Source organism: Duganella sp. Leaf61 (assembly GCF_001421905.1).
Lineage (GTDB): Bacteria > Pseudomonadota > Gammaproteobacteria > Burkholderiales > Burkholderiaceae_D > Rugamonas > Rugamonas zoogloeoides.
In genome coordinates this window covers 66,863-89,987 of sequence record NZ_LMLM01000033.1, presented here as the reverse complement: position 1 = coordinate 89,987, position 23,125 = coordinate 66,863, and the positions used below count along the sequence as shown (strand labels likewise).

General features: G+C 63.7%; 20 protein-coding genes. 14 read left to right on the top strand and 6 right to left on the bottom strand.

Annotation, left to right across the window (positions count from 1 at the left end; all coding sequences use genetic code 11):
- The first annotated feature begins 48 nt into the window (after positions 1-48).
- The 11 genes from ASF04_RS25570 to ASF04_RS25520 all read left to right on the top strand — a co-directional run bounded on the left by ASF04_RS25570 (position 49) and on the right by ASF04_RS25520 (position 11,448).
- Positions 49-798 (top strand): Cys-Gln thioester bond-forming surface protein, encoded by a 750-nt coding sequence (locus tag ASF04_RS25570; protein ID WP_056148225.1) that lies wholly within the window; start codon positions 49-51, stop codon positions 796-798.
- Positions 799-893: 95 nt separating this feature from the next.
- On the top strand, positions 894-2,159 hold the full coding sequence (locus ASF04_RS25565) for a lipoprotein-releasing ABC transporter permease subunit (protein ID WP_056148222.1): 1,266 nt from the start codon (positions 894-896) through the stop codon (positions 2,157-2,159).
- Positions 2,160-2,177: 18 nt separating this feature from the next.
- Positions 2,178-3,443 carry a lipoprotein-releasing ABC transporter permease subunit gene (locus tag ASF04_RS25560; protein WP_056148220.1) on the top strand — a complete coding sequence of 422 codons (1,266 nt, stop codon included), beginning with the start codon at positions 2,178-2,180 and terminating at the stop codon, positions 3,441-3,443.
- Positions 3,436-4,191 (top strand): lipoprotein-releasing ABC transporter ATP-binding protein LolD, encoded by a 756-nt coding sequence (gene lolD, locus ASF04_RS25555; protein WP_056148217.1) that lies wholly within the window; start codon positions 3,436-3,438, stop codon positions 4,189-4,191. The genes ASF04_RS25560 and lolD overlap by 8 nt, the downstream gene beginning before the upstream one ends.
- A gap of 28 nt (positions 4,192-4,219) precedes the next feature.
- Entirely contained in the window at positions 4,220-5,020 is an 801-nt protein-coding gene (locus ASF04_RS25550; protein ID WP_056148213.1) for a TatD family hydrolase, read from the top strand.
- 116 nt (positions 5,021-5,136) lie between these two features.
- Positions 5,137-5,985, top strand: coding sequence for a CsgG/HfaB family protein (locus ASF04_RS25545; RefSeq protein WP_082489022.1), 849 nt, complete (start codon positions 5,137-5,139; stop codon positions 5,983-5,985).
- A gap of 73 nt (positions 5,986-6,058) precedes the next feature.
- On the top strand, positions 6,059-8,593 hold the full coding sequence (locus tag ASF04_RS25540) for a DNA internalization-related competence protein ComEC/Rec2 (protein WP_056148210.1): 2,535 nt from the start codon (positions 6,059-6,061) through the stop codon (positions 8,591-8,593).
- A gap of 122 nt (positions 8,594-8,715) precedes the next feature.
- A complete protein-coding gene (locus tag ASF04_RS25535) occupies positions 8,716-9,549 on the top strand; it encodes an alpha/beta fold hydrolase (RefSeq protein WP_056148204.1) in 834 nt (277 codons plus the stop codon).
- A 54-nt stretch (positions 9,550-9,603) separates the two neighbouring features.
- Positions 9,604-10,170, top strand: a complete 567-nt coding sequence (gene dcd, locus ASF04_RS25530; protein WP_026637094.1) for a dCTP deaminase — start codon at positions 9,604-9,606, stop codon at positions 10,168-10,170.
- Between the two features lie 56 nt (positions 10,171-10,226).
- Positions 10,227-10,958, top strand: coding sequence for a bifunctional 2-polyprenyl-6-hydroxyphenol methylase/3-demethylubiquinol 3-O-methyltransferase UbiG (locus ASF04_RS25525; protein WP_056148199.1), 732 nt, complete (start codon positions 10,227-10,229; stop codon positions 10,956-10,958).
- A 112-nt stretch (positions 10,959-11,070) separates the two neighbouring features.
- A complete protein-coding gene (locus ASF04_RS25520; RefSeq protein ID WP_082489021.1) occupies positions 11,071-11,448 on the top strand; it encodes a FlxA-like family protein in 378 nt (125 codons plus the stop codon).
- A gap of 8 nt (positions 11,449-11,456) precedes the next feature.
- Here ASF04_RS25520 and ASF04_RS25515 read toward each other — a convergent pair whose 3' ends face one another.
- The 3 genes from ASF04_RS25515 to ASF04_RS25505 are packed head-to-tail and all read right to left on the bottom strand — an operon-like array spanning position 11,457 to position 14,898.
- Positions 11,457-12,656 carry a PrpF domain-containing protein gene (locus tag ASF04_RS25515; RefSeq protein ID WP_056148194.1) on the bottom strand — a complete coding sequence of 400 codons (1,200 nt, stop codon included), beginning with the start codon at positions 12,654-12,656 and terminating at the stop codon, positions 11,457-11,459.
- A 3-nt stretch (positions 12,657-12,659) separates the two neighbouring features.
- The gene (locus tag ASF04_RS25510; protein ID WP_056148191.1) at positions 12,660-14,201 is read right to left on the bottom strand and encodes a cell wall metabolism sensor histidine kinase WalK; all 1,542 of its coding nucleotides are present in this window, start codon (positions 14,199-14,201) and stop codon (positions 12,660-12,662) included.
- Between the two features lie 4 nt (positions 14,202-14,205).
- Positions 14,206-14,898 (bottom strand): response regulator transcription factor, encoded by a 693-nt coding sequence (locus ASF04_RS25505; protein WP_019920796.1) that lies wholly within the window; start codon positions 14,896-14,898, stop codon positions 14,206-14,208.
- Between the two features lie 203 nt (positions 14,899-15,101).
- On the opposite strand from ASF04_RS25505, the gene ASF04_RS25500 reads away from it, so the two are divergent.
- On the top strand, positions 15,102-15,686 hold the full coding sequence (locus tag ASF04_RS25500; RefSeq protein ID WP_056148636.1) for a Spy/CpxP family protein refolding chaperone: 585 nt from the start codon (positions 15,102-15,104) through the stop codon (positions 15,684-15,686).
- Between the two features lie 67 nt (positions 15,687-15,753).
- Positions 15,754-16,653, top strand: coding sequence for an intradiol ring-cleavage dioxygenase (locus tag ASF04_RS25495; protein WP_056148188.1), 900 nt, complete (start codon positions 15,754-15,756; stop codon positions 16,651-16,653).
- Positions 16,654-16,706: 53 nt separating this feature from the next.
- On the opposite strand, the gene ASF04_RS25490 is transcribed toward ASF04_RS25495, so the two are convergent.
- The 3 genes from ASF04_RS25490 to ASF04_RS25480 form a co-directional block, all read right to left on the bottom strand.
- Positions 16,707-16,898, bottom strand: a complete 192-nt coding sequence (locus tag ASF04_RS25490) for a YqaE/Pmp3 family membrane protein (protein WP_019920800.1) — start codon at positions 16,896-16,898, stop codon at positions 16,707-16,709.
- Between the two features lie 135 nt (positions 16,899-17,033).
- Positions 17,034-19,286 carry an arginine/lysine/ornithine decarboxylase gene (locus tag ASF04_RS25485; protein ID WP_019920801.1) on the bottom strand — a complete coding sequence of 751 codons (2,253 nt, stop codon included), beginning with the start codon at positions 19,284-19,286 and terminating at the stop codon, positions 17,034-17,036.
- A 217-nt stretch (positions 19,287-19,503) separates the two neighbouring features.
- The gene (locus ASF04_RS25480) at positions 19,504-19,989 is read right to left on the bottom strand and encodes a dihydrofolate reductase (protein WP_056148185.1); all 486 of its coding nucleotides are present in this window, start codon (positions 19,987-19,989) and stop codon (positions 19,504-19,506) included.
- A 195-nt stretch (positions 19,990-20,184) separates the two neighbouring features.
- On the opposite strand from ASF04_RS25480, the gene ASF04_RS25475 reads away from it, so the two are divergent.
- Positions 20,185-23,076: an insulinase family protein gene (locus ASF04_RS25475; RefSeq protein ID WP_056148182.1), complete on the top strand. Its 2,892-nt coding sequence runs from the start codon at positions 20,185-20,187 to the stop codon at positions 23,074-23,076.
- The last annotated feature ends 49 nt before the right edge of the window (positions 23,077-23,125 follow it).

Sequence of the window (23,125 nt, the reverse complement as noted above, 5' to 3'; positions counted from 1 at the left end):
GTACTAAATCGATAAAAACCAATAATTTATATTTAAAAGAGAATAACAATGAACATCACTTTGCAAAACGCCCTGAAATCCTCCGCTTTCGCCATCGCCATCGCTTTCTCGGGCGCCAGCTACGCTACGCCTGGTCAGTCGCCAGCGCCAGTCGTCACCTACAACCAGAATCCGGTCGATGGCGGCATGGTCTTCGATGCGGACGCCAAGTTCTTCAAGGAACCGGCGGCTGGCGACTTCCACGCCCAGGGCGTGGCGCTGTACCAGATGACCGGCAACGACAGCTATGCCCAGCAGTTCTACGCCTACTGCTTCGCGCCGACGGTGGACACCCTGACCAATGCCATCTACACCGCGACCTTCAATGTATTCGTCAAGGACTCGGTCAAAGCCCTGTTTGAAATGGCCTACGCCAACACCCTCACCGGCGTAGGTACCGGCCAGAGCACCGACGCCCAGATCGCCTTCCAGCTGGCGCTGTGGGAGCTGCAAGATGGTAACAGCGACCTGTTCTCGGGCGACCAGTATTACACCCGCGGCAACGACGCCAACGTGGAAGCGGCCCAGCTGCTGATTGACAATATCCAGGGCTACCAGCTGAAAAACATGTACAGCTACACCAAGTTCACCGGCTTCGAGGGCGCTGCGCAGTCGCAGACCATGCTGGGCGTGTCGGCCGTGTCGGCCGTGCCGGAAGTGCAAACCTGGACCATGATGGGCATGGGCTTGGCCCTGGTGGGCGTGATGGGGCGCCGTCGCCGCAAGGATGACGACCTGGGCGACGAAAAGTTCTCCTGATTCGGTCGCATGAAGCGGTGCGTGATGGCAATTTCCTGAAGTTGTGGCACACTGCGGCCTCAACCCATCACGCGTGACCGTTTTTTATGAGTTTTATGAGTGTCGTCAGCAATTTGCCGTACGAATGGCTGGTCGGCCTGCGTTACACGCGGGCCGGCAAGCGCGGCGGCCGTAATCGTTTTATCTCCTTTATCGCCGCAATTTCCATGGCCGGCATCGCGCTGGGCGTGGCCGCGCTGATCGTCGTGCTGTCGGTCATGAACGGCTTTGAAAAAGAGGTTACCAACCGCATGCTGTCGGTACTGGCCCACGTCGAATTGTTCGACCTGCGCGGCCAGATGCCGGACTGGCGCCAGCAGGCACTCGAGGCACGCAAGAATCCCGAAGTCGTTGGCGTGGCGCCGTTTGCCGAAGCGCAGGGCATGCTGGTGCGCGGCGACGTGCTCAAACCCGCGATCATCCGTGGCGTGCTGCCCGAGATGGAGGCGCAAGTATCCGACGTCATCAAGCAGATGCGCCAGGGCAGTTTCAATGCGCTGCAACCGGGCAGCGACAACATCGTGCTCGGCATCGAGCTGGCGCGCCTGCTCGATGTAAAACCCGGCGAAAAAGTGACCTTGGCGCTGGCCGACGGCCAGCCCACCAGCGCCGGCGTGATGCCGCGCATGCACACCTTCCACGTCGTCGGCATTTTCGAGGCCGGCCACAATCAGTTCGACTCCACGCTCGCCTTTGTGCACCTGGCCGACGCCGAAAGCATCCTCAATATCGACGCGCCCGCCGGCCTGCGCCTGGGCGTGGCCGACATGCAGCAGGCGCCCCAGGTGGCGCGCGAACTCAAGACGGCCATGCCGGGCCAACTGTACGTGCGCGACTGGACCATGCTCAACGCCACCTGGTTTGCAGCCGTGCAAAGCCAGAAGCACATGATGTTCATTATTCTCACCATGATCGTCGCGGTGGCCGCCTTCAACCTGGTCTCCACGCTGGTGATGACGGTGACCGACAAGCAGGCCGACATCGCGATTCTGCGCACGCTGGGTGCGTCGCCGTTTTCCATCATGCAGATTTTCATGATCCAGGGTGCGCTGGTGGGCGTGGCCGGTACTGCCATCGGCGTGGGCCTGGGATCGCTGCTGGCCCTGAACGTCGATGTGATCGTGCCGGCCATCGAGCAGCTGCTGGGCATGAAATTCCTGTCGAAGGACATTTACTTCATCAGCGCCTTGCCGTCGGACCTGCGCTGGGGCGATGTGCTGCGCATCGGCGGCGTGTCGGTGCTGCTGGCGTTCGTGGCCACGCTGTACCCGAGCTGGCGCGCGGCGCGCGTGAAGCCGGCGCAGGCGCTGCGGTATGAGTAATCCTGGAATTAACACACTATGAGCATCATGAAAAATTTGCCGTACGAATGGCTGGTGGGCCTGCGCTACACGCGGGCCGGCAAGCGTAGCGGCCGTAACAGCTTTATCTCGTTCATTTCACTGATCTCGATGGCCGGCATCGGCCTCGGCGTGGCTGCGCTGATCATCGTGCTGTCGGTGATGAACGGCTTCCAGAAAGAGGTGACCGGTCGCATGCTGTCGGTGCTGGCGCACGTGGAAGTGTTCGACGCCAATGGCTCGATGCCCAACTGGCGCGAGCAGATTGCTGCCGCCCGCAGCAACCCGGCAGTGGTGGGCGCGGCGCCGTTTGCCGAAATGCAGGGCATGCTGGTGCGCGAAGACATCCTGCGGCCCGCCATCGTGCGCGGCGTGCTGCCGGACCTCGAACCGACCGTGTCCGACGTGGCTGCGCAAACGCGGCGCGGCAGCTTCGCCCAGTTGCAGCCGGGCGCCTACAATATCGTGCTGGGCGTGGAGCTGGCGCGCTCGCTGCACGCCCAGCTTGGCGACAAGGTGACGCTGGCGCTGGCGCAAGGCCAGGCCACGCCGGCCGGCGTGCTGCCGCGCATGCGCTCGTTCACGGTGACCGGCATTTTCGAGGCCGGCCACAGCGAATTCGATTCGTCGCTGGCGTTTGTGCACCTGACCGACGCCGAGAAGATGCTGCGCCTCGACGCCCCGGCCGGCCTGCGTCTGCGGTTGGTGGACATGCACCGCGCGCCCCAGGTGGCGCAGGAACTCAAGCGCAGCATGGCGGGCGACCTGACCGTGCGCGACTGGTCGCAGCTGAACGCCACCTGGTTTGCTGCGGTGCAGATCGAAAAACGCATGATGTCGATCATCCTGGCGCTGATCATCGCGGTGGCCGCCTTCAACCTGGTTTCGACCCTGGTGATGACGGTGACCGACAAGCAGGCCGACATCGCCATCCTGCGCACGCTGGGCGCATCGCCGGCATCGATCATGAAAATCTTCGTGATCCAGGGCGCGCTGGTGGGCATCCTCGGCGCCATGCTGGGCGTGGCGGGCGGCGTGCTGGTGGCGCTCAATATCGACGTCATCGTGCCATTCATTGAACATTTATTGGGAGTGCAGTTCTTGTCCAAGGATATCTACAGTAACAGCACCGTGCCATCGGACTTGCGCTGGCCGGACGTATTCAAGATCGGCGGCCTGGCCGTGGTGCTGGCCTTCCTGGCCACGCTTTACCCGAGCCGCTGGGCCGCGCGCGTAAAACCTGCGGAGGCGCTGCGTTATGAGTAATACCAATCAGCCGGTGGTTCTGTCGTGCCGCAACCTCGGTAAAACCTTCACCCAGGGCAGCTACTCGGTGCAGGTGCTGGCCGGCATCGACATCGACGTGCGCCGTGGCGAACGGGTGGCCATCGTCGGCGCCTCGGGCTCCGGTAAATCGACCTTGCTGCACCTGCTGGGTGGCCTCGATACGCCTACCAGCGGCACCGTCACGCTGCTGGACCAGGACTTCGCCACCCTGAGCGAAACCGCGCGCGGCGACTTGCGCAACAAGTCGCTCGGCTTCGTGTACCAGTTCCATCACCTGCTGCCGGAATTCTCCGCGCTCGACAACGTTGCCATGCCGCTCCTGATCCGCCGCGTGAAACGCGCGGAAGCGAGCAGCGTGGCCCAGCAGATGCTGGCGCGCGTCAATCTCGCCAAGCGCGTGACCCATGTGCCGGGCGAACTCTCGGGCGGCGAACGCCAGCGCACGGCACTGGCGCGTGCGCTGGTCACGCAGCCGGCCTGCGTGCTGGCCGACGAACCAACGGGTAACCTCGATCAGGCCACCGCCCAGCAGATTTTCGACCTGATGCTGGAACTCTCGCAAACCCTCGGAACGGCATTCATCATCGTCACCCATGACGTGGAACTGGCGCGCCGCTGCGACCGCGTGCTGCGCCTGACCGACGAAGGGTTGCGGCCCTATGAGTCGGCCCCACCGGTAGCTCCGGCATCAGGCACGCCTGATACCGATTACCGGACCTTGGTGTAAAGCGACGGCCAGGCTGAAGGAGCACATCGTGTGGATCGATACGCATTGCCATCTTGACGCCGGCGAGTTCGGCGACGAATCCATCGCCCAGGCAGCATTGGCGCAGCAGCAGGGCGTGGACATGATCGTCATCCCGGCGGTGGAGGTGGCCACCTTTGCCACCGTGGCGCAACTGGCCGCCAGCATCCCGAACGGCTGCTACGCGCTGGGCATCCACCCGATCTTCGTGCCGCACGCAAAAGAAGACGACTTGCGCGTGATGCGCGAGCAGGTGGCCGCTGCGATGGACGATCCGCTGTTTGTCGCCATCGGCGAAGTGGGTCTCGATTTCTTCATTCCGATGCTGTGCGAACCGGCCATGCGCGAGAAGCAAATCTTCTTCTTCCGCGAACAACTGCGCATCGCGCGCGACTTCGGCCTGCCGATCCTGACCCACGTGCGCAAGTCGCAGGACGTGGTGCTCAAGCACGTGCGCCAGATCACCCCCAACGGCGGCATCGCCCACGCCTTCAACGGCAGTTTCCAGCAGGCGCAGGGCTATATCGACGTCGGCTTCAAACTGGGTTTCGGCGGCGCCATGACGTTTACGCGCGCGCTGCAGATCCGGCGCCTGGCCGCCGAGTTGCCGCTGGAGGCGATTGTGCTGGAAACCGACGCACCCGATATCTCGCCGGCGTGGGTGCATCCGGGGCGCAATAGTCCGGACCAGATTCCGCGCATTGGAGAAGTGTTGGCGCAGTTGCGGGGGATGTCGCTGGAGGAGGTGGCGGTGGCCAGCTCTGCTGCGGCCAGGGCGGTGTTGCCGAGGATGAAGCTGGCAGCCGATTGAGCGGTATCAAGGTCTGCTGGACGTCGGTATAAGCGCCACATTTGGCGCGCGTGGGCCGGAGCATAATGGTTCTTTGACTATTGTCATAAATGAATCATTGCTCACGGAAGACTCCCATGACAGCCTATTTCTACCTGCCGCTCTGCCTGCCACTCTGTTTGTTGCACCGCGCGTTGCGCTGCCTGCTGTGCAGCCTGTTGCTGCTTCCCATCCTGTGCCTGGCCGACCCCAGCGATGTCTCCGAACGCCAGATCGACGTCCCCAAGTGCGCCACGCCGGCGGCCAAGGTGGTGTTCACCGAATTCAAGTGCAAGTCCGCCGATTGCAGCTCGGGCGCCGGGCAGCAGGATCCGCGCCAGTATCGCTGGTGGCAGTCGGGCGGCACCGTCTCGCAGCCGCATTACACCGGGGTGGGTACCGGCATGACCGAAATGCTGGCGACCGCGCTCACGCAAACCGGCTGCTTCGACGTCCAGGAACGCGCCGAGCTCGAGGAAATCCACCGCGAAATGGCGCTGATGGGCAAGCGGGTGGAGGCGGAGGCCGCCGATTACATGATCACCGGTTCGATCACTTCGCTCGGCTTCGAACAAAGCTCCACCGGCCTGGGCGGGCTGAGTTTTCTCAAGGGCCCGCTCGGCCTGATAGCCGGCGCTGTGGACTACAAGCAGTCGAAAGTCCATATGAACATCGACATCCGCGTGGTCGATGTGCGGCGCGCGCGCATTATCGCATCCAAGACTTTTCAGGCGAATAACCAGAAGAACGGTTTCGGTGTATCGGCCATGGGCTGGGGCGGCGGTACCGGCCTCGGTGGCAACCATGCCAGCATCAGCGGTTCACCGCTGGAGGAAGTCGCGCGCGATTTGCTGGTCAAATCGACGGCCTTCCTGACCGAGACCATCGCCGCCAGGAATATTACCGAGCACGTGGTGGTCAAGGCCGGGGCGGTGGCGGCGAAGTAGCCCGCCGCACTTGGCCCTGTGTTTGATCTGATGGCTTCGAAGCCGACAATGCGTTGACTGACAGGGATGCGCGATGAGGGCGGCAATCATCGGATTTGCCATCGGTACAGCCTGCTTACAGCAGCAGGCAGCGCTGCCGGAACCCGCCGTCCTCGTCGCCGGCGTGGCCGGCTTCATGGTTTGCCTGGTCGGCGGGCATTTCCTGTTCAGGAAACTTTCGCAGCATAGGGACGGCGCGTGGCCCGCGATCTTTATCAGGGATGGCAGCGCCGTGTGGCCCAGGGTCTTGACCAAGCTGGCGTCTGGCTTGGCGGGATTTATAGCCGGCTTTTTGTGGGCCGCGTGGCTGGCCCACCGCGCCATGGCGCCGTCGTTGGCGCCTGACGACGAGGGCCGCGACTTCATCGTCATTGGCACCATCGATAATCTGCCCTACCGTTTCGCCCAGGGCGTGCGCTTCAACTTGGGCGTGGAGCGGGTGGAAGATCGTACCGGCACTGCCATCCTGCCGACGCCGGTGCCACCGCGCATCGCCATCTCCTGGTACAGCGGCTTTCGCGATCAACGGACCGACGTGGTCGGTGACGTGCAGCCAGGTGAGCGCTGGCGCCTGACGGTCCGGCTGCAACGCCCTCACGGCAACGCCAACCCGCACACCTTCGACTACGAAGCGTGGCTGCTGGAGCAGGGCGTGCGCGCCACCGGCTACGTGCGCGCCGACCGCGACAACCGCCGACTCGAGGCGTTTGTGGTCAGCGCCGGCAACCTGGTCGAGCGCAGCCGCGCGGCGTTGCGCTCGCGCATCGAGCTGGCCCTGGACGGCAAGCAGTACGCGGGCGTGATCGTCGCGCTGGTGGTGGGCGACCAGCGCGGCATCGGGCAATCGGACTGGCAGGTGTTCAACCGCACCGGCATCGGTCACCTGGTCAGCATCAGTGGCCTGCATATCACGATGGTGGCCGGGCTGTTTGCGCTGTTGGCGCTGACGCTGTGGCGGCACTCGTTTTTTACCGGCGCGCAGTTGCCGTTGCTGCTACCGGCGCAAAAGGTGGCGGCGCTGGTCGGAGCGGTCAGCGCGCTGTTGTACGTGCTGCTGGCCGGCTTTGGCGTGCCCGCGCAGCGCACGCTGTACATGCTGATCGTGCTGGCGGTGGCGCTGTGGTGCAACCGCTTGTCCGACTTTTCGCACGTGTTGTGCACGGCGCTGGGCGTGGTGGTGGTCATCGATCCGTGGGCCGTGCTGTGGCCGGGCTTCTGGCTGTCGTTTGGTGCGGTGGCAATCATCGTGTATGCCACGACGGGGCGGACCACGGCACGGCCAGTGCGCCTGCAACCGGGCGAGGCGCAGCCCGCCGAGTCGATTTCCACGCGCGCACAGGCGTGGGTGAAACAGCTGTGGCCGGCACTGAGGCTGGGCGCGCATACGCAATATGCCGTCACGCTTGGTTTGCTGCCGCTGACGATGCTGCTGTTCTCGCAGGTGTCCATCATCAGCCCGGTGGCCAATGCGGTGGCGATCCCGTTGATCAGCCTGATCATCACGCCGCTGGCGCTGGCTGGCAGCATGTTGCCGGCTGTGCTAGGTACGCCGTTGCTGGTGCTGGCGCATGCGCTGGTCGAGTGGCTGGCGGCTTGCCTGGTATGGTTCAGCGGACTGCGCTACGCGGTGTGGACCGCGCCGGTGCCGCCGTGGTGGCTGTTTTGCCTTGCCATGTCCGGTACCCTCTGGCTGCTGGCGCCGCGCGGCTGGCCGGCGCGCTGGCTGGGACTGGCGACGTGGATACCGTTGCTGGCGGCCGAATCCGTGCATCCGGCGCCGGGACGGATGACCGTCACCGCCTTCGACGTGGGGCAGGGCATGGCGCTGCTGATCGAAACCAGCGGCCACCGGCTGCTGTACGACACCGGTCCTGCCTATGGGCCAGACAGTAACGCGGGCGGACGCGTGCTGGTGCCGTATCTGCGGGCGCGCGGCATCGACAGGCTCGATGGCATGGTGGTGAGCCATAGCGATGTCGATCATGCGGGCGGCGCGCTGGCCGTGCTCGATAGTATTCACGCCGACTGGGTGCTGTCGTCGCTGAGTCCTGGCCACCCGATTGCCCAGGCGGCGCGCCAGCATGTGCGGTGCGCGGCTGGCCAGCGCTGGACCTGGGACGGCGTGCTGTTCGAAGTGCTGCACCCGTTGGCCGCCAGCCATGTGGATGCCGCGCTGAAATCGAACGCGCGCAGTTGCGTGCTGCGCATTACGGCAGCCGGTAAATCGGTACTGCTGGCCGGCGATATCGAGGCTGCGCAGGAAGCGCAGTTGCTGGCGCGCGACGCCGGACGATTGCGTGCCGACGTGCTGCTGGCGCCCCACCATGGCAGCGGCACCAGTTCCACGCCAGCTTTATTGCGGGCGGTACAGCCGCAGACGGCAATCTTCCAGGTCGGACATCGTAACCGCTACCAGCACCCCAAAAAGGAGGTATATCAGCGCTATGGCGAGCTGGGCATCGAACGCCTGCGCACCGACCGCACCGGCGCTCTCACGCTCGACTTCGGCCCCAGGCTGGAGATTCGCGCCTACCGTCTAACCAACGCCCGCTACTGGCATGACCGATAGAATGGCATAGCTGGCGCACAGTGTCGGGGCAAGTGGCCGTTTAGAACCTTTCCACCAAGCAGGGCAGACATCCACCCGTTACAATTGGCAGCTAACATAAAAACAATCTACGGAGATCGCCCGTGAGCCTGCCCAAGCTTCATTTTGCCCACGCCAACAGTTACCCGGCCGGTGTGTATCGCCAGATGTTCGGTCGCCTGGGCGAACACTTCGACCTGCAGGCGCTGGACATGCATGCCCACAACCCGCATTACCCGGTCACCGACTGCTGGCCGCACCTGGTGGACGAGTACATTGCCGAGCTGGTGGCGCGCTACACCGAGCCGGTGATCCTGGTCGGCCATTCGCTGGGAGGCATGCTCAGCCTGCTGGTGGCGTACCAGCGGCCCGACCTGGTGCGCTGCGTGGTGATGCTCGATGCGCCCGTCGTGGCCGGCTGGCGGGCGCTGGTGTGGCGCGTGATCAAGCTCGCGGGCAAGGAGTACGACATGCCGCCAGCCAAGTTCTCCAAGCGCCGCCGCTTCGTCTGGCCCGATGCCGAGACGGCTTTTCAACACTTCGCAGCCAAGGATATTTTTGCCGCCTGGGCCCCGGGCGTGCTGGCCGATTACATCGCCTGCGGTCTCAAGCCGCACCCGGACGGTGTGCAACTGCGTTACACGCGCGAAGTCGAAACCAAGGTGTATGCGACGCTGCCGCATCACCTCGGTGGCATCCTGCGCCGCGGGCTCAAGGTGCCGATCGGTTTTATCGGCGGCGCCGATTCGTGGGAAACCAGCCAGTCGGGCCATCAACACACCAGGGCGCTGGTGGGATCGCACTTCCGCATCGTGGCCGGTGGGCATTTGTTTCCGATGGAGACGCCGCTGGTGGCGGCGGACGCCACCATAGAAATGATCGGCGAATTACTGATGGAGCAGCCTAAAAATATGTTGAAGGCCGGTGCTTTCGCGTAAAATCTCGTCCATTCGGCGCAGCCGCGCCCTCCCAGCACTCAGGATGACTTTGCGATGACGATTAAAAGCGATAAATGGATACGCCGCATGGCGCAAGAGCACGGCATGATCGAGCCGTTTTTCCCGGACCAGGTGCGCATGGAAGAAGGCCGCAAGGTCATTTCCTACGGCACCTCGTCGTACGGCTACGATATCCGCTGCGCCGACGAATTCAAGGTGTTTACCAACATTAACAGCACCATCGTCGATCCGAAGAACTTCGACTCGAACTCGTTCGTCGATATCAAGAGCGACGTCTGCATCATTCCGCCGAACTCGTTCGCGCTGGCCCGCACCGTCGAATACTTCCGCATTCCGCGCAGCGTGCTGACCGTGTGCCTCGGCAAATCGACCTATGCCCGCTGCGGCATCATCGTCAACGTCACCCCGTTCGAACCGGAATGGGAGGGTTACGTGACCCTGGAATTCTCCAACACCACGCCACTGCCAGCCAAGATTTACGCCGGCGAGGGCTGCGCGCAAGTGCTGTTCTTCGAAAGCGACGAGCTGTGCGACGTCTCGTACAAGGACCGCAACGGCAAATACCAGGGACAACACGGCGTGACCCTGCCGCGCGCGTAACTGTGCGCGAGCCTGCAATCGATTAAAATTTGCTTTTTAATTAATCAGGCGACCAGATGGCGACGCAAGGCGAGCACGAATATTTCGAAAAAATTGGCCATGACGGCATGCAGCACGCCACGCACAAGCCCTGGTCCGATGCCGAATGCGGACTGTACTTGATGGAGCTTGGCGCCATGCTCGGATTGATGCCGGAGCGTGGCCGCTTGCTCGACATGGGCTGCGGCACCGGGTGGACCAGCGTGATGTTCGCCAAGCGCGGCTACGATGTGGTTGGTACCGACCTGGTGCCGCAGGCGATTGCGGCCGGTTACCAGCTCAAGGAAAAGGAAGGTCTGGAAAACCTCCAGTTCGTGGCGGCGGACTACGAGTCCCTTTCTTTCCGTGAAGAGTTCGACGTGGTGGTGTTTTTCGACTGCCTGCATCACGCGGTGGACGAAGTGAGCGCCCTGCAGAGCGCCTGGCGCGCCCTGAAGCCGGGCGGTATCTGCATTACCTCGGAACCCGGTTTGGGCCATGCGCGTCGGTCTGCCGCTGTGATGGCGGAATTCGGCACGACCGAGCGCGATATGCATCCGGCCAAGATCATCCGTTCAGGCCAAAAAGCAGGCTTCCGCGAATTCAGCGTACATCCGCATGCCTCTTATCTCTACATTGCCTTGTACCGCCAGACCGCCAACAGCCGCCTCGGCAAGCTGCTGCGAATACCCGGCATGCGTACCTTGGTCGGCTTGTTTACCGTGCTGCTGTCGAAGCACCAGGCAGGGATCGTGGTACTGCGAAAATAAACGCCAGCGGACGGCGGTCTTAACGCTGCTTTACATCGCTTTACATGACGCGGGCTTCGGCCCGCATTTGCTTTGCCGTTAACTGTTTAACAGAAACGTCAGGGAGCAAAAAATGGTATCAGCAGTAGGATCGAGCACGGCAGCGGTGAGCACGAGCGGCGCATCGTCGGAAAGCAGCACCATCGCCAACCTGCAAAAGCAGATGCAGGCGCTGCAGAAGGATTTGACGGAGGCGAACAAGGATACTTCCGAGACGGGCCAGGCCAAGGCCAAGCTGCTGCAAACGCAGGTGGACGCGCTCCAGCAGCAAATCGCCCAGTTGCAGGCGCAGGCCGCGCAGAAGGCACAGCAACAGCAGGCCGCTTCGGCAGCCTCGGCCACGGCAGCCGATACCGCCACCACCGACACGGCAACCGCCACCAGTACCAGTACCAGCGCCGTCAAGTCACGCTACGACACGCTCGGTTCCATCATCGATACGACGGCTTAGAATTGTTCTCAGGCGACACGCTCCATGACGGCGGCCACCAGCGCCGCCGACGCCCGGTACAACGGCACATGGCCGCGCAACAGCACCTGGGCGCTGCGCCGGTAGGCGGCGCTACGGATCTCGGGCAGCCCGGCCGCCATGCGCGCCACCACAGTCGCATCGAGGATGCCGGCCGGATTTTCGATGCCGACCTCCACGTCGGCAAACGCACCGCCGAGCGACGGCACGCCGTGCGCCGCCCGCTGCGCCACCGAGCCCGGCACCAGCACGGCCGCCGCCAGGCAACAACCGCCGGATACCGCCATCGACGCGTGCCCCAGTTGCGGCGTGAAGTAGCGGGTGGCGATATTGCCGCCTGCTTGCGGCGCGCCGACGATGCAAATCTTGGGGATGGTTTCGCTGCGCGCCAGCTCGTCTTCGGTCATCAGGGCCCCATCGCGCCGGCGCAAGCCCATGCGCAAGCCCGCTGCCACCCAAAGGCGCTGCAAGGTTTGCTTGAAGACCGGGTCGGCATCGAGTTCGGCGATCGATTCGTGCGCGGTCTTGCCCAGCTCGGCCGCATCGCAGATCACCATCGGCACCGCCACATCCACGCACGACACCGAATAGCCGTCGATCAGATCGACCACGTTGCCGGTGGGCAGCAGCCGACCGGTCTTGGCACCCACGGGCGATTGCATGAACAGGTCCACGGCCGGGTAGGCGCCATCGACGCCCGGTATCTCGGCGGTGACGAAGCTGCCGTCAGGCGCCGCCTGCATGCGCGAGACGGTGGTCACGCCCGTGTTGGTGTTGCGTATCCGAAGATCCGCCTTTGAAGTCACCAGACCGCTATCGGTTGCCCACAACTGCAGGGCAGCCGACATATTGCCGCAATTAACGCTCCAGTCGATGGCGCCGTGGTTGTGCGCCAGCTGGGCCAGCGTGCTGACCAGCACATTGCCTTCCGGGTCCGGTTCGATCGCGGCGAAGAACACCTTGTTGCTGGTGGGGCTGCCGCGTCCCAGGCCGGTGATCTGCTTGTTGCGGTCGTTTTGCCCGGCCAGCGGCACGCCCATCAGGTGGCGCAGCAGTTCTTCGCGCAGTGCCAGGTCCTGCGGTGACCAGCGCTCCCACAGCACCAGCCCGGTGGAGGTCCCGCCGCGCATGTGGTGGAGCGGAAATTCCAGCACACGGTGGCGCAGGCGCGGGGCAAATGATTCATCCATGGCTCAAATCGGCTTGACCGGCAAGATGATCTCCACGCACAGCCCGCCACCTTCGCGATTGCTGGCACGGATGACACCGCCATGCGCTTCGATCACGTGCTGGGCAATTGCCAGGCCCAGGCCGTGGCCTTCGGTGCTGGCGTTGCTGGAACGGAAGAACGGTTGGAAGATGGTGTCGAGGTCGGCTGGCGCCACGCCGGGGCCACGGTCCAGCACGCGTATCGACAGGCGTTGCGCACCGGGCAGCGTCTGCACTTGCAGTTGTACCTCGCCCCCCTCCGGGCTGTGCTTGATGGCGTTGCGCACCACGTTTTCGATGGCGCGGCCCAGCAGGTCGGTCTGGCCGATGACGACCACGTCGGCTTCGCCGTGCTGCGTCACGCTGCGCTGCTGGCTGGTCGCCTCGAATCGGGCGTCATCGGCAATCTGGTCGATCAGGTCGGCCATGCTGATTTCTTCCTGGCTGGCCTTGATGGCGCCCGCTTCCAGGCGGGCCAGGGTGAGCAGTTCACCGACCAGCTTGTCCATGCGTACGCTTTCGCGCTCCACCCGCTCCATCGACGCGGCCATCTTGTCGGGCTGCTGGTGGGCCAGGCCGATGGCCGCCTGCAGGCGCGCCAGCGGCGAGCGCAGTTCGTGCGAGACGTCGTGCAGCAGGCGGGTCTGGCCGTCGATCAGGCTGCGCAGGCGCGCGGTCATGCGGTCGAAGTCGCGGCCCAAGTCGTTGAGTTCGGTACCGCGCTTGCCGGTGGCATTGACAAAGCGCGGCGACAGATCGCCGCCGGCGGCAGCGTCGAACGCCTGGCGCAGCGCCCGGATCGGGCGCGAAAAATACCAGGCCAGCAGGAACGAGAACAGCAGGCTGGCCAGCACGGCCGCCACCAGCGGCACCCACGGCGTGAGCGGCTGGAAGCGCGGGCCCATCGGTCCGCGCATGTCGCTGCCGGGCGGCCCGCGCAGCTCGGCGCCTGGCGCTCCGCCGGGATTCATCTGGCCTCCTGGTCCGCCGGTCCGGTTCGGTTGCCCCGGCTGCTCCCAGCGTGGCGGCGGCTGGCCACCGGGCATACCCTCGCGGTTCATGAACATGCGCACGTCGCGGTCGTTGATGCCGAGCAGCGAACGCTCCTTGTCGTAGCCGCGCATCCGTTCCGACGACGGCAGGAACAGCAGGTAGCGGTTGCCTTGCGGATCATAGACATGGCGCACCACGCGGCGGCGCTCTTCGTCGCGCAGCAGGGCGCGCGATTCGCGCAGCATGGCGTCGCTGACGATGCGCCCCAGCAGCTCACGACCGGCATCGTTGACGGCGTACACGCGGCGGCGGTCCATGTTTTCCAGCATGCGCTTGAGGGCGTTGGCGCCGCCAAACTCGAGCGTGGCGGCAGCGGAATTGATTGCCATCTCCGCCGGCGGGCTGGTGTCAATGTCGGTTTGCTCGGCCTGCTGGTTGCGGTTCTTGAGCCACACCGCGCCGCCGATGCCCACGGTGGCCGCCAGTTGCGCCAGCAGGATGCACACGAAGAACTTCCAAAACAAACGGCCCACAGGCTTACTCCTTGATCAGCTGATAGCCCAGGCGGTACACGGTTTGCAGGCACGAGCGGCCGTCGGCGATGGTGCCGAGCTTGTGGCGCAGGCTCGAGAGGTGAACGTCGATGTTGCGGTCGAAGCGCGCCAGCGGGCGGCCCAGGCCCTGTTCCGACAGGGTGTTCTTGCTGACCGGGCGGCCGGCGTTGCGGGCCAGCACTTCGAGCAGGTTGAATTCGGTGCTGGTCAGCTCCAGCTTGCCGCCGGCCCAGGTGGCGCGCCGTTGTTCCGGCCACATGGTCAGCTGGCCCACCACGATGGCCGAAGCGTTGCCGCTATCGGCCGGCACGCTGTGGGCGCGGCGCAGGATGGCGCGGATGCGCGCAGTCAGTTCGCGTGGGGTGCACGGCTTGGCGACGTAATCGTCGGCGCCCAGCTCCAGGCCCACGATGCGGTCGGTGTCGTCGCCGCGGCCGGTCAGCATCAGGATCGGCAACTGGCTGTTGGTGCGGATGCGGCGCAGGGTTTCCAGGCCGTTCATGCGCGGCATCATGACATCGAGAATGGCGATCGCATAGGCACCGGTACTCGCCTCGATGGTGCCGGCCTCGCCATCGTGCACGGCCTTGACGTCGAAACCTTCCTGTTCCAGGTATTCCTTGAACATGCCGACCAGTTCGATGTCGTCGTCTATCAGCAGTACTTTGCTCTTCATGTGCAGCGATTCTTTCTATGGGGATCGCCCATCATAACAGCGCCTTCGGCGTGCCAGCGCCGTTTTACCCGGTTTTACAACGCGTTACTTTGCGGAAATGGGCTATCAAAACAACATCTTTACCTTGTTTTACCGGAGCTTTACGGCACTTAAACCGGGGCGACCGGAAAATACTGGTTCGCTTAGCAACCATGGATGAACGCATGAAAAACTCCACGCACCGTTTGAACCACCTCCTGCTGGCTGCTGCTGTCGCGCTGCCATTGTTGTCCGTCACCAGCGCCGTGCGCTCGGCCGATATGAGTGCCGACCATCGGCCCGCCATGGAAGAAGGGCGGGGCGGCGGCCACGGTGACGGTCCTGATGGTCCCGACGGCGGCGCCGGCGGCCGTGGTCCGATGGGCCCGCCGCCAGGCGCGGGTTTCAGCTTCGGACCCGGCCCCGGCCCGGGCTTCGGCCCGCAGGCGCCGCTGTTCCGTGGCGTCGAACTGACCGAGGCCCAGGAAGATAATATCTTCGCCATCCTGCATGCCGAAAAACCGTACTTGCGCGAGCAGGCCAAGGCGGCGGGCAAGGCCCAGGAAGCGTTGCGCGCCTTGGCCGACGGCGACAAGTACGACGACGCCAAGGCTGCCGCACTGGCCCAGGCGGCGGCCACGGCCAGCGCCAACATCACATTGCAGCACGTGCGTACCCGACAGAAATTGCTGGCCGTGCTCACGCCCGAGCAGCGCAAGCAACAAGACCAGGAACGCCCCGACGACCGGCCACGCCGCCAGCGTCCCTGATCGCGCAGCCGTCGCAGCGAGCCACCTTCAGCAGAACACATTAAACGAAAAACAGGGAGTAAGCCTCATGCATAACCACGATAGCCACGATGGCCACTATAGCCACCACGACCACAGCCTGGCCGCCGACCTGGCCGCCATGCTCAACCTGAACAGCGACCGCCGCCAGACCTTGCGCTGGCTGCTGGCCGGCGCGTCGGCACTGCCGATCCTCGGTTGCGGCGGTGGTTCGGATGGGGACACCTCGACCGGCACGAACACGACTACGCCGGCAACCGGCACCACCACCACGCCCGTGACCACTACCACGCCGACCGGTTCGTGCTCGGTGATTCCGGAAGAAACCGGCGGTCCGTATCCGGCCGACGGTACCAACAGCAACGCCAGCGGCGTAGTCAACGTGCTCACGCAGTCGGGCGTGGTGCGCAGCGATATTCGCAGCAGCTTCAATGGCGCCACCGGCACGGCGGCCGGTATCCCGCTGACCATCAAGCTGCAGATCGTCAATGTAAACGGCAGTTGCGCCACGCTGGAAGGCTTTGCCGTGTACCTGTGGCACTGCGACCGCGATGGTAACTACTCGCTGTACTCGAGCGGCGTAACCACGCAAAACTACCTGCGCGGTGTGCAGGTGAGTGACAGCAGTGGCAATGTGAGTTTTACGTCGGTTTATCCGGGCTGCTATTCGGGCCGGGTACCGCACGTTCACTTCGAGGTGTACCGCACGCTGGCGGCGGCTACCAGCGCCTCGAACCGCCTCAAGACGTCGCAGTTCGCGTTCCCGGATGCGGCCAGCAATGCCGTGTACGCCACCACCGGCTACAGCGCCAGCGTGCGTAATATGGCGGCGATCAGCCTGGCGACGGACAATGTGTTCAGCGACGGCGCAACGCTGCAAACGGTGACCGTCACCGGCAATGTCACCGATGGCTACGTGGCGACGCTGACGGTGGGTGTATCGGCCTGACGACGACTAAACGTCAGCAGCACGATAAAGGCAGCCGAGGCTGCCTTTATTGCTTACCGTCCGCCCATGGCGTTGCGGATTTTCTGGTCGGTCTTGTACTGGCTCAGCGCGTACACGGCCCAGATCGCGGCGGGCAGCCAGCCGATCACCGTGACTTGCAGGATCAGGCAAATAATGCCAGCCATCGGACGACCGATGGTGAAAAAGGTGAGCCACGGCAGCAGCAGTGCAATGATCAGGCGCATACGTTTATCTCTCTTGGCCTGCGAACGACAGGAGCGTTCGGACAACATGTCCGTAGAACCAATTTAGCATAAAAAAAGAGCGGCCGAAGCCGCTCTCTCTCGTGCAGTGTGAGGCAGTAAACACTGCCCGCTACATCACTGTTTCACGCAATCGACGAAGTAACCGCGCTTGCCGTCCACTTCGCGTTTCACCAGGCCGTGCACGTCGGTTTCGAAGCCGGGGAAGCGCTCGTTGAAATCGCGCGCGAAGCGCAGGTAATCGACGATAGTCTTGTTGAAACGCTCGCCCGGGATCAACAGCGGAATGCCCGGTGGGTAAGGCGTGAGCAGGATCGACGTGATGCGGCCTTCCAGGTCTTCGATCGCCACGCGCTCGATTTCGCGGTGTGCCATCTTGGCAAACGCGTCCGACGGCTTCATGGCCGGGATCATGTCCGACAAGTACATCTCGGTGGTGAGGCGCGCCACGTCGTAGGCCTTGTAGAAGTCGTGGATCTGCTGGCACAGGTCGCGCAGGCCCATCGACTCGTAGGTCGGGTTGGCCGCCGCGAACTCGGGCAGGATGCGCCACATCGGCTGGTTCTTGTCGTAGTCGTCCTTGAACTGCTGCAGCGCCGTCAGCAGCGTGTTCCAGCGGCCCTTGGTGATGCCGATGGTGAACATGATGAAGAACGAGTACAGGCCGCACTTCTCGATGATCACGCCGTGTTCGGCCAGGTACTTGGTGACGATCGATGCCGGAATGCCGCTGTCGGCAAACTGGCCGTCGAGCGACAGGCCCGGGTTGACGATGGTGGCCTTGATCGGGTCGAGCATGTTGAAGTTGGGCGCCAGGTCGCCGAAGCCGTGCCAGTCGTCTTCCGCCTTGATCACCCAGTCTTCGCGCGAGCCGATGCCTTCTTCGGCAAACTCCTGCGGGCCCCATACCTTGAACCACCAGTCCTTGCCCCACTCGGCGTCGATCTTCTTCATGGCGCGGCGGAAGTCCAGCGCTTCGAGGATAGATTCTTCCACCAGCGCGGTGCCGCCCGGCGCCTCCATCATGGCAGCGGCGACGTCGCACGAAGCGATGATCGAGTACTGCGGCGAGGTGGACGTGTGCATCAGGTACGCCTCGTTGAAGGCGTCGCGGTCCAGCTTGACCGACTCCGATTCACGTACCAGCACTTGCGAGGCCTGCGACAGGCCGGCAAGCAGCTTGTGGGTCGATTGGGTCGAGAAGATCATCGACTCCTTGGCGCGCGGACGGTCTTTGCCGATCGCGTGCATGTCCTTGTAAAAATCGTGGAAGGTGGCGTGCGGCAGCCAGGCTTCGTCGAAGTGCAGGGTGTCGATCTGGCCGTCGAGCAGTTCGCGCAGGGTTTCAACGTTGTACACCACGCCGTCGTAGGTCGATTGCGTGATCGTCAGGATGCGCGGCTTCTTGTTGACGGCTTCGCGCGCGAACGGGTTGGCTTCGATCTTGCGGCGGATGCTCTCCATCGAGAATTCGGCCAGCGGGATCGGGCCGATGATGCCCAGGTGATTCCGGGTAGGCATCAGGAACACGGGGATCGCGCCGCACATGATGATCGAGTGCAGAATCGACTTGTGGCAGTTACGGTCGACGACCACGATGTCGCCCGGCGCCACGGTGGAGTGCCACACCATCTTGTTTGACGTGGAGGTGCCGTTGGTCACGAAGTAGCAGTGGTCGGCGTTGAAGATGCGCGCGGCATTGCGCTCGGACTTGGCCACCGGACCGGTGTGGTCGAGCAGCTGGCCCAGTTCTTCGACGGCGTTGCAGACGTCGGCGCGCAGCATGTTCTCGCCAAAAAACTGGTGGAACATCTGGCCGATCGGCGATTTCAGGAACGCCACGCCGCCCGAGTGGCCGGGGCAGTGCCACGAGTACGAACCGTCGTTGGCGTATTCCACCAGCGCGCGGAAGAACGGCGGCGCCAGGCCGTCGAGGTAGGACTTGGCTTCGCGGATAATGTGGCGCGCCACGAATTCCGGCGTGTCCTCGAACATGTGGATGAAGCCGTGCAGTTCGCGCAGGATATCGTTGGGGATGTGGCGCGAAGTGCGGGTTTCGCCGTACAGGTAGATCGGGATGTCGGCGTTTTTATGGCGGATCTCTTCGACGAACGCGCGCAGCGATTTGAGCGCCACGTCGGTTTCCTCGAACGAGCCGGCGCCGAATTCCTCGTCGTCGATCGACAGCACGAAGGCCGACGCGCGCGACTGCTGCTGGGCGAACTGGGACAGGTCGCCGTAGCTGGTCACGCCCACCACTTCCATGCCTTCTTTTTCCATCGCATCGGCCAGGGCACGAATGCCTAAACCGGACGTGTTCTCGGAACGGAAATCCTCGTCGATGATGACGATGGGGAAACGAAATTTCATGCATGTCTCCAAAAAAGCAAGCCGCCCAACTCTTTGTATAAGGGGCGGCCCTGGGCGCGACCACTGTAGTACAGCGTCGCCGAAAAAAATAAGAACGGGATTCTCGCAGAAATGCAGCCGCTGCGGGGAAAAAATATCATATCTAAATACGGCCAAACCCGGGCAGAATGCCGCACCGGTGTGACCGCATTGTTACATTATGCGGTACAAGCGGTATTTATCCGTGCCGGCTGTACGTGACAAACGCGTAGGGCAGGCCGGATGCGGCCGCAACATGGCTTTCGCGCGCGGTTTCCTGCCAGGCGGCGGCGTCGATTTCCGGGAAAAAGGCGTCGCAAGCGAAGGTCTGGCCGATTTCGGTGACGACCAGGGTGGTAGCCAGCGCCATCGACTGGGCGTAAATCTCGGCGCCGCCGATGACATAGCCGTCCGTGCCATCCAATAACGCTACTGCCTCCTCGAGCGAGGCGACCGTCTCGGCGCCCTCGTGGCGCCAGTCCGCGTTGCGGGTGACGACGATATTGCGGCGGTTGGGCAGCGGGCGGCCGATCGATTCGAACGTCTTGCGGCCCATGATGATCGGATGGCCGGTGGTGAGGCGCTTGAAATGCGCCAGGTCTTCCGGCAGCTTCCAGGGCAGGGTGTTGTTGATGCCGATGCCGCGTTGCTGGTCGGTGGCGACGATGATGGTCAGGTTACGCATGAAAATACCGGTTCTGGGATGGAATAGCCGACATTATCGCGGAAATCGGCGGGTGCGGCCATTCGACAGCGAGGCAGGTGCACCCGGTCGTACGCCTTGTCCGACGAGATTGCCGATCTGCGTTACACTGTGTGATACGTACCACCCTCTGAAATCCGGCTTTTTTAGCCTAACGAAAAGCCCAACCGAGTGCCTATGACGACGACTTTTGAAAAAATCGGCAGCCGCGTGATCCCCGCGCTGCAAGCCACCGTAGAAGAATACATTTCACCGCGCACCGGTGCGCGCCACATTCACCTCGCCAGCGACCAGGCGGAAAAGGTGTTTCTCGTGGCGTTCCCCACCGTGCCCGATGTCAGCGACGGCCGTGCCCACATTCTGGAGCACCTGTCGCTGTGCGGCTCGCAGCGCTACCCGGTGCGCGACCCGTTCTTCTCGATGATGCGCCGGTCCACGGCCACGTTCATGAACGCGTTCACCTACGCCGACCGCACCGTCTATCCGTTCTCGAGCACCGACAGCAAGGATTTCTACAACCTGCTCGACGTGTACCTCGACGCCACGTTCTTCCCCAACCTCGACTACCTGAACTTCCTGCAGGAAGGCTGGCGCTACGTTCTCAAGGACGGCAAGCTCGGTTACCAGGGCGTGGTGTTCAACGAAATGAAGGGCGCCTTCAACGATCCGATCCGCGCGCTGTACAGCGGCATCGAGCACACGCTGCTGGCCGGCACCACGTACGAAGTCGAATCGGGCGGCGATCCGTTGGTGATCCCGGAACTGACGCACCAGATGCTCAAGGACTTCCACGCCAGCCATTACCACCCGTCGCAAGCCGTGTTCATGACCGCCGGCGATATCAGCGCGGTGGAAGTGCAGCAGCAGATCGAGGAAAAAGTGCTGTCCAAGCTGCCGGCATCGACCGCGCCGCGCATGCTGCCCGAACTGGCCGCCGCCTGGACTGAGCCGAAATCGAACGAAGTGCGCATCCCGTCGCAAACCGCCAAGCCCGACGAACACGGTGTGCAGCTCACGTGGCTGATGGGCGAATCGTCCGACATCGATGTGTTCTTCAATACCTACCTGCTGTCTTCCGGCCTGTTGGGTGACTCGTCGTCGCCGGTCATGAAGGCCATGGAATCGGCCGGCTTCGGTCGTCCGTCCGCGCTCAATGGCCAGGACAACGGTCCGCGCCAGATGATTTTCCACCTCGGCATGGAAGGCCTGACCGAACCGCAGATCGAAGAAGCGCGCGCCCGCATCTGGGCCGCGCTGGAGCGCGCCGCGGAAGAGGGCGTGCCGACCGAATCGCTGCAGGCGGCCTTGCGCGACGTGCGCTACAGCCAGCGCGATACCGCATCGGGCCGCATGCCCAACGCGCTGTCGCGCCTGCTGAACGCGCTGCCGATCTCGATGCGCGACGGCGACGTGTTCCTCGCCTTCGACAACGAAGAGCACCTGGTCAAGCTGGAACAGGCAATCGCGGATCCGGCTTACTTCAAGGGCCTGGTGCGCAAGCTGCTCGACAATCCTACCCGCCTGACCACCCGCGTGTTGCCGGACGCCGACTACTTCAAGAAGCGCGACGCGGTCGAGGAAGCCCGCCTGGAAGAGCGCACGCGCGCCCTGACCGACGCGGAGCGTGCCCGCATCGAGCAGGAATCGGCCCAACTTGAAGCGCACCAGCAGCTGCCGTCGAACTCCGACGTGCTGCCGCGTATCCGCCCAAGCGACGTCAGCGCCGAGCCGCGCGCTGCGTTGCCGCTGCCGTCGCCATTGGCCGACGCCGGCGACGCCATCGTGCTGCCGTTCGAGATTGCCTCCAATGGTCTGTCGTATCTGCGCGTCAGCTATGACGTTTCCGGCTTCGCGGTCGAAGACTGGCCGTGGCTGCGCCTGTGGGTGGACCTGGTCACGCAACTGGGCGTGGGCGACATGGACTACGAAGACGCCGATGCCTGGCGCCAGCGCATGGCCCCTTCGTACGACCTCAATTTCGACGCCACCCAGCACCCGGGCGGCCACCTGAGCATGGAACTGTGGTTCTCCGCCAGCGGCCTGCGCGAAGAACACGCGAACATCGCGCAACTGGTCTCGCGCAGCCTGGCCGAAGCGCGCTTCGACGAGCATGAGCGCCTGGCGTTCCTGATCGACAGCCAGGTGCAGGACCGCCTGAACGGCCTGGCGCAGTCGGGTAACCGCTACGCCATGCTCACTGCCGCTGCGCCATTGTCGGTGCTGCGCCGCTTCGAGGATATCGTCAGCGGCGCCGCCAGCCTGGCGTTCCAGGGCGAGCTGCTGGAACTGAGCAAAACGCCGGAAGGCCTTGCGCACATCGCCGGTCGCCTGAATGCACTGCACCAGCGCGTGATCGCCATCACTCCGACCGTGCTCGCTGCCGGCGCCGGTAATGACGGTGAAGCGCTGGGCCGCCTGCTCAAGTTGCCGGCCTCGCAAGCGGCCGTACCCGCCGTGGCGCCCAAGCTGGAAGCCATCGCGCTGGAAAACGCCGGCCTGCACGCGGTCAGCCAGATCAACCACTGCGTGGTGTCGTACCGCGCCCCGATGATGCAGGAAGATGGCGCCGCAGCGTTGGCAGTTGCCGCCGAACTGATGACCAACCAGCTGCTGCACGTGGCGCTGCGCGAAAAAGGTGGTGCCTACGGCGGCAACGCCGGCTACAACGGCGGCACCGGCACTTTCCTGATGGCGTCGTACCGCGATCCGCGCCTGGGCGAAACCTATGCCGACTTCGATACCGCCATCGACGACCTGCTCACCGGCGAGTTCTCGCAGGAGATGCTGGAAGAGGCGATCATCTGCGTGATCAAGGGCATGGACAAGCCCAACTCGCCGTACGACCAGGTGCTGCACGCCTGGGGCCTGAAACGCCGTGGCATCGACCAGGCCCTGCGCCAGCGCTTCCGCACCGAGGTGCTCACGTGCAGCATGGACCAGATCCGCACTGCGGTGCGCACCTGGCTCAAGAACGGCGAACCTAGCCGCGCGGCGTTTGTCGGCGATGTGACCAAGGATGTGGCGGGGTTGAAGGTCGTGGATTTGCTGAGCCTGGCCAAGAAGGCCTGATGTAATCAGGCCCGAAAAAAAAGCCTGCGGTGATCGCAGGCTTTTTTCA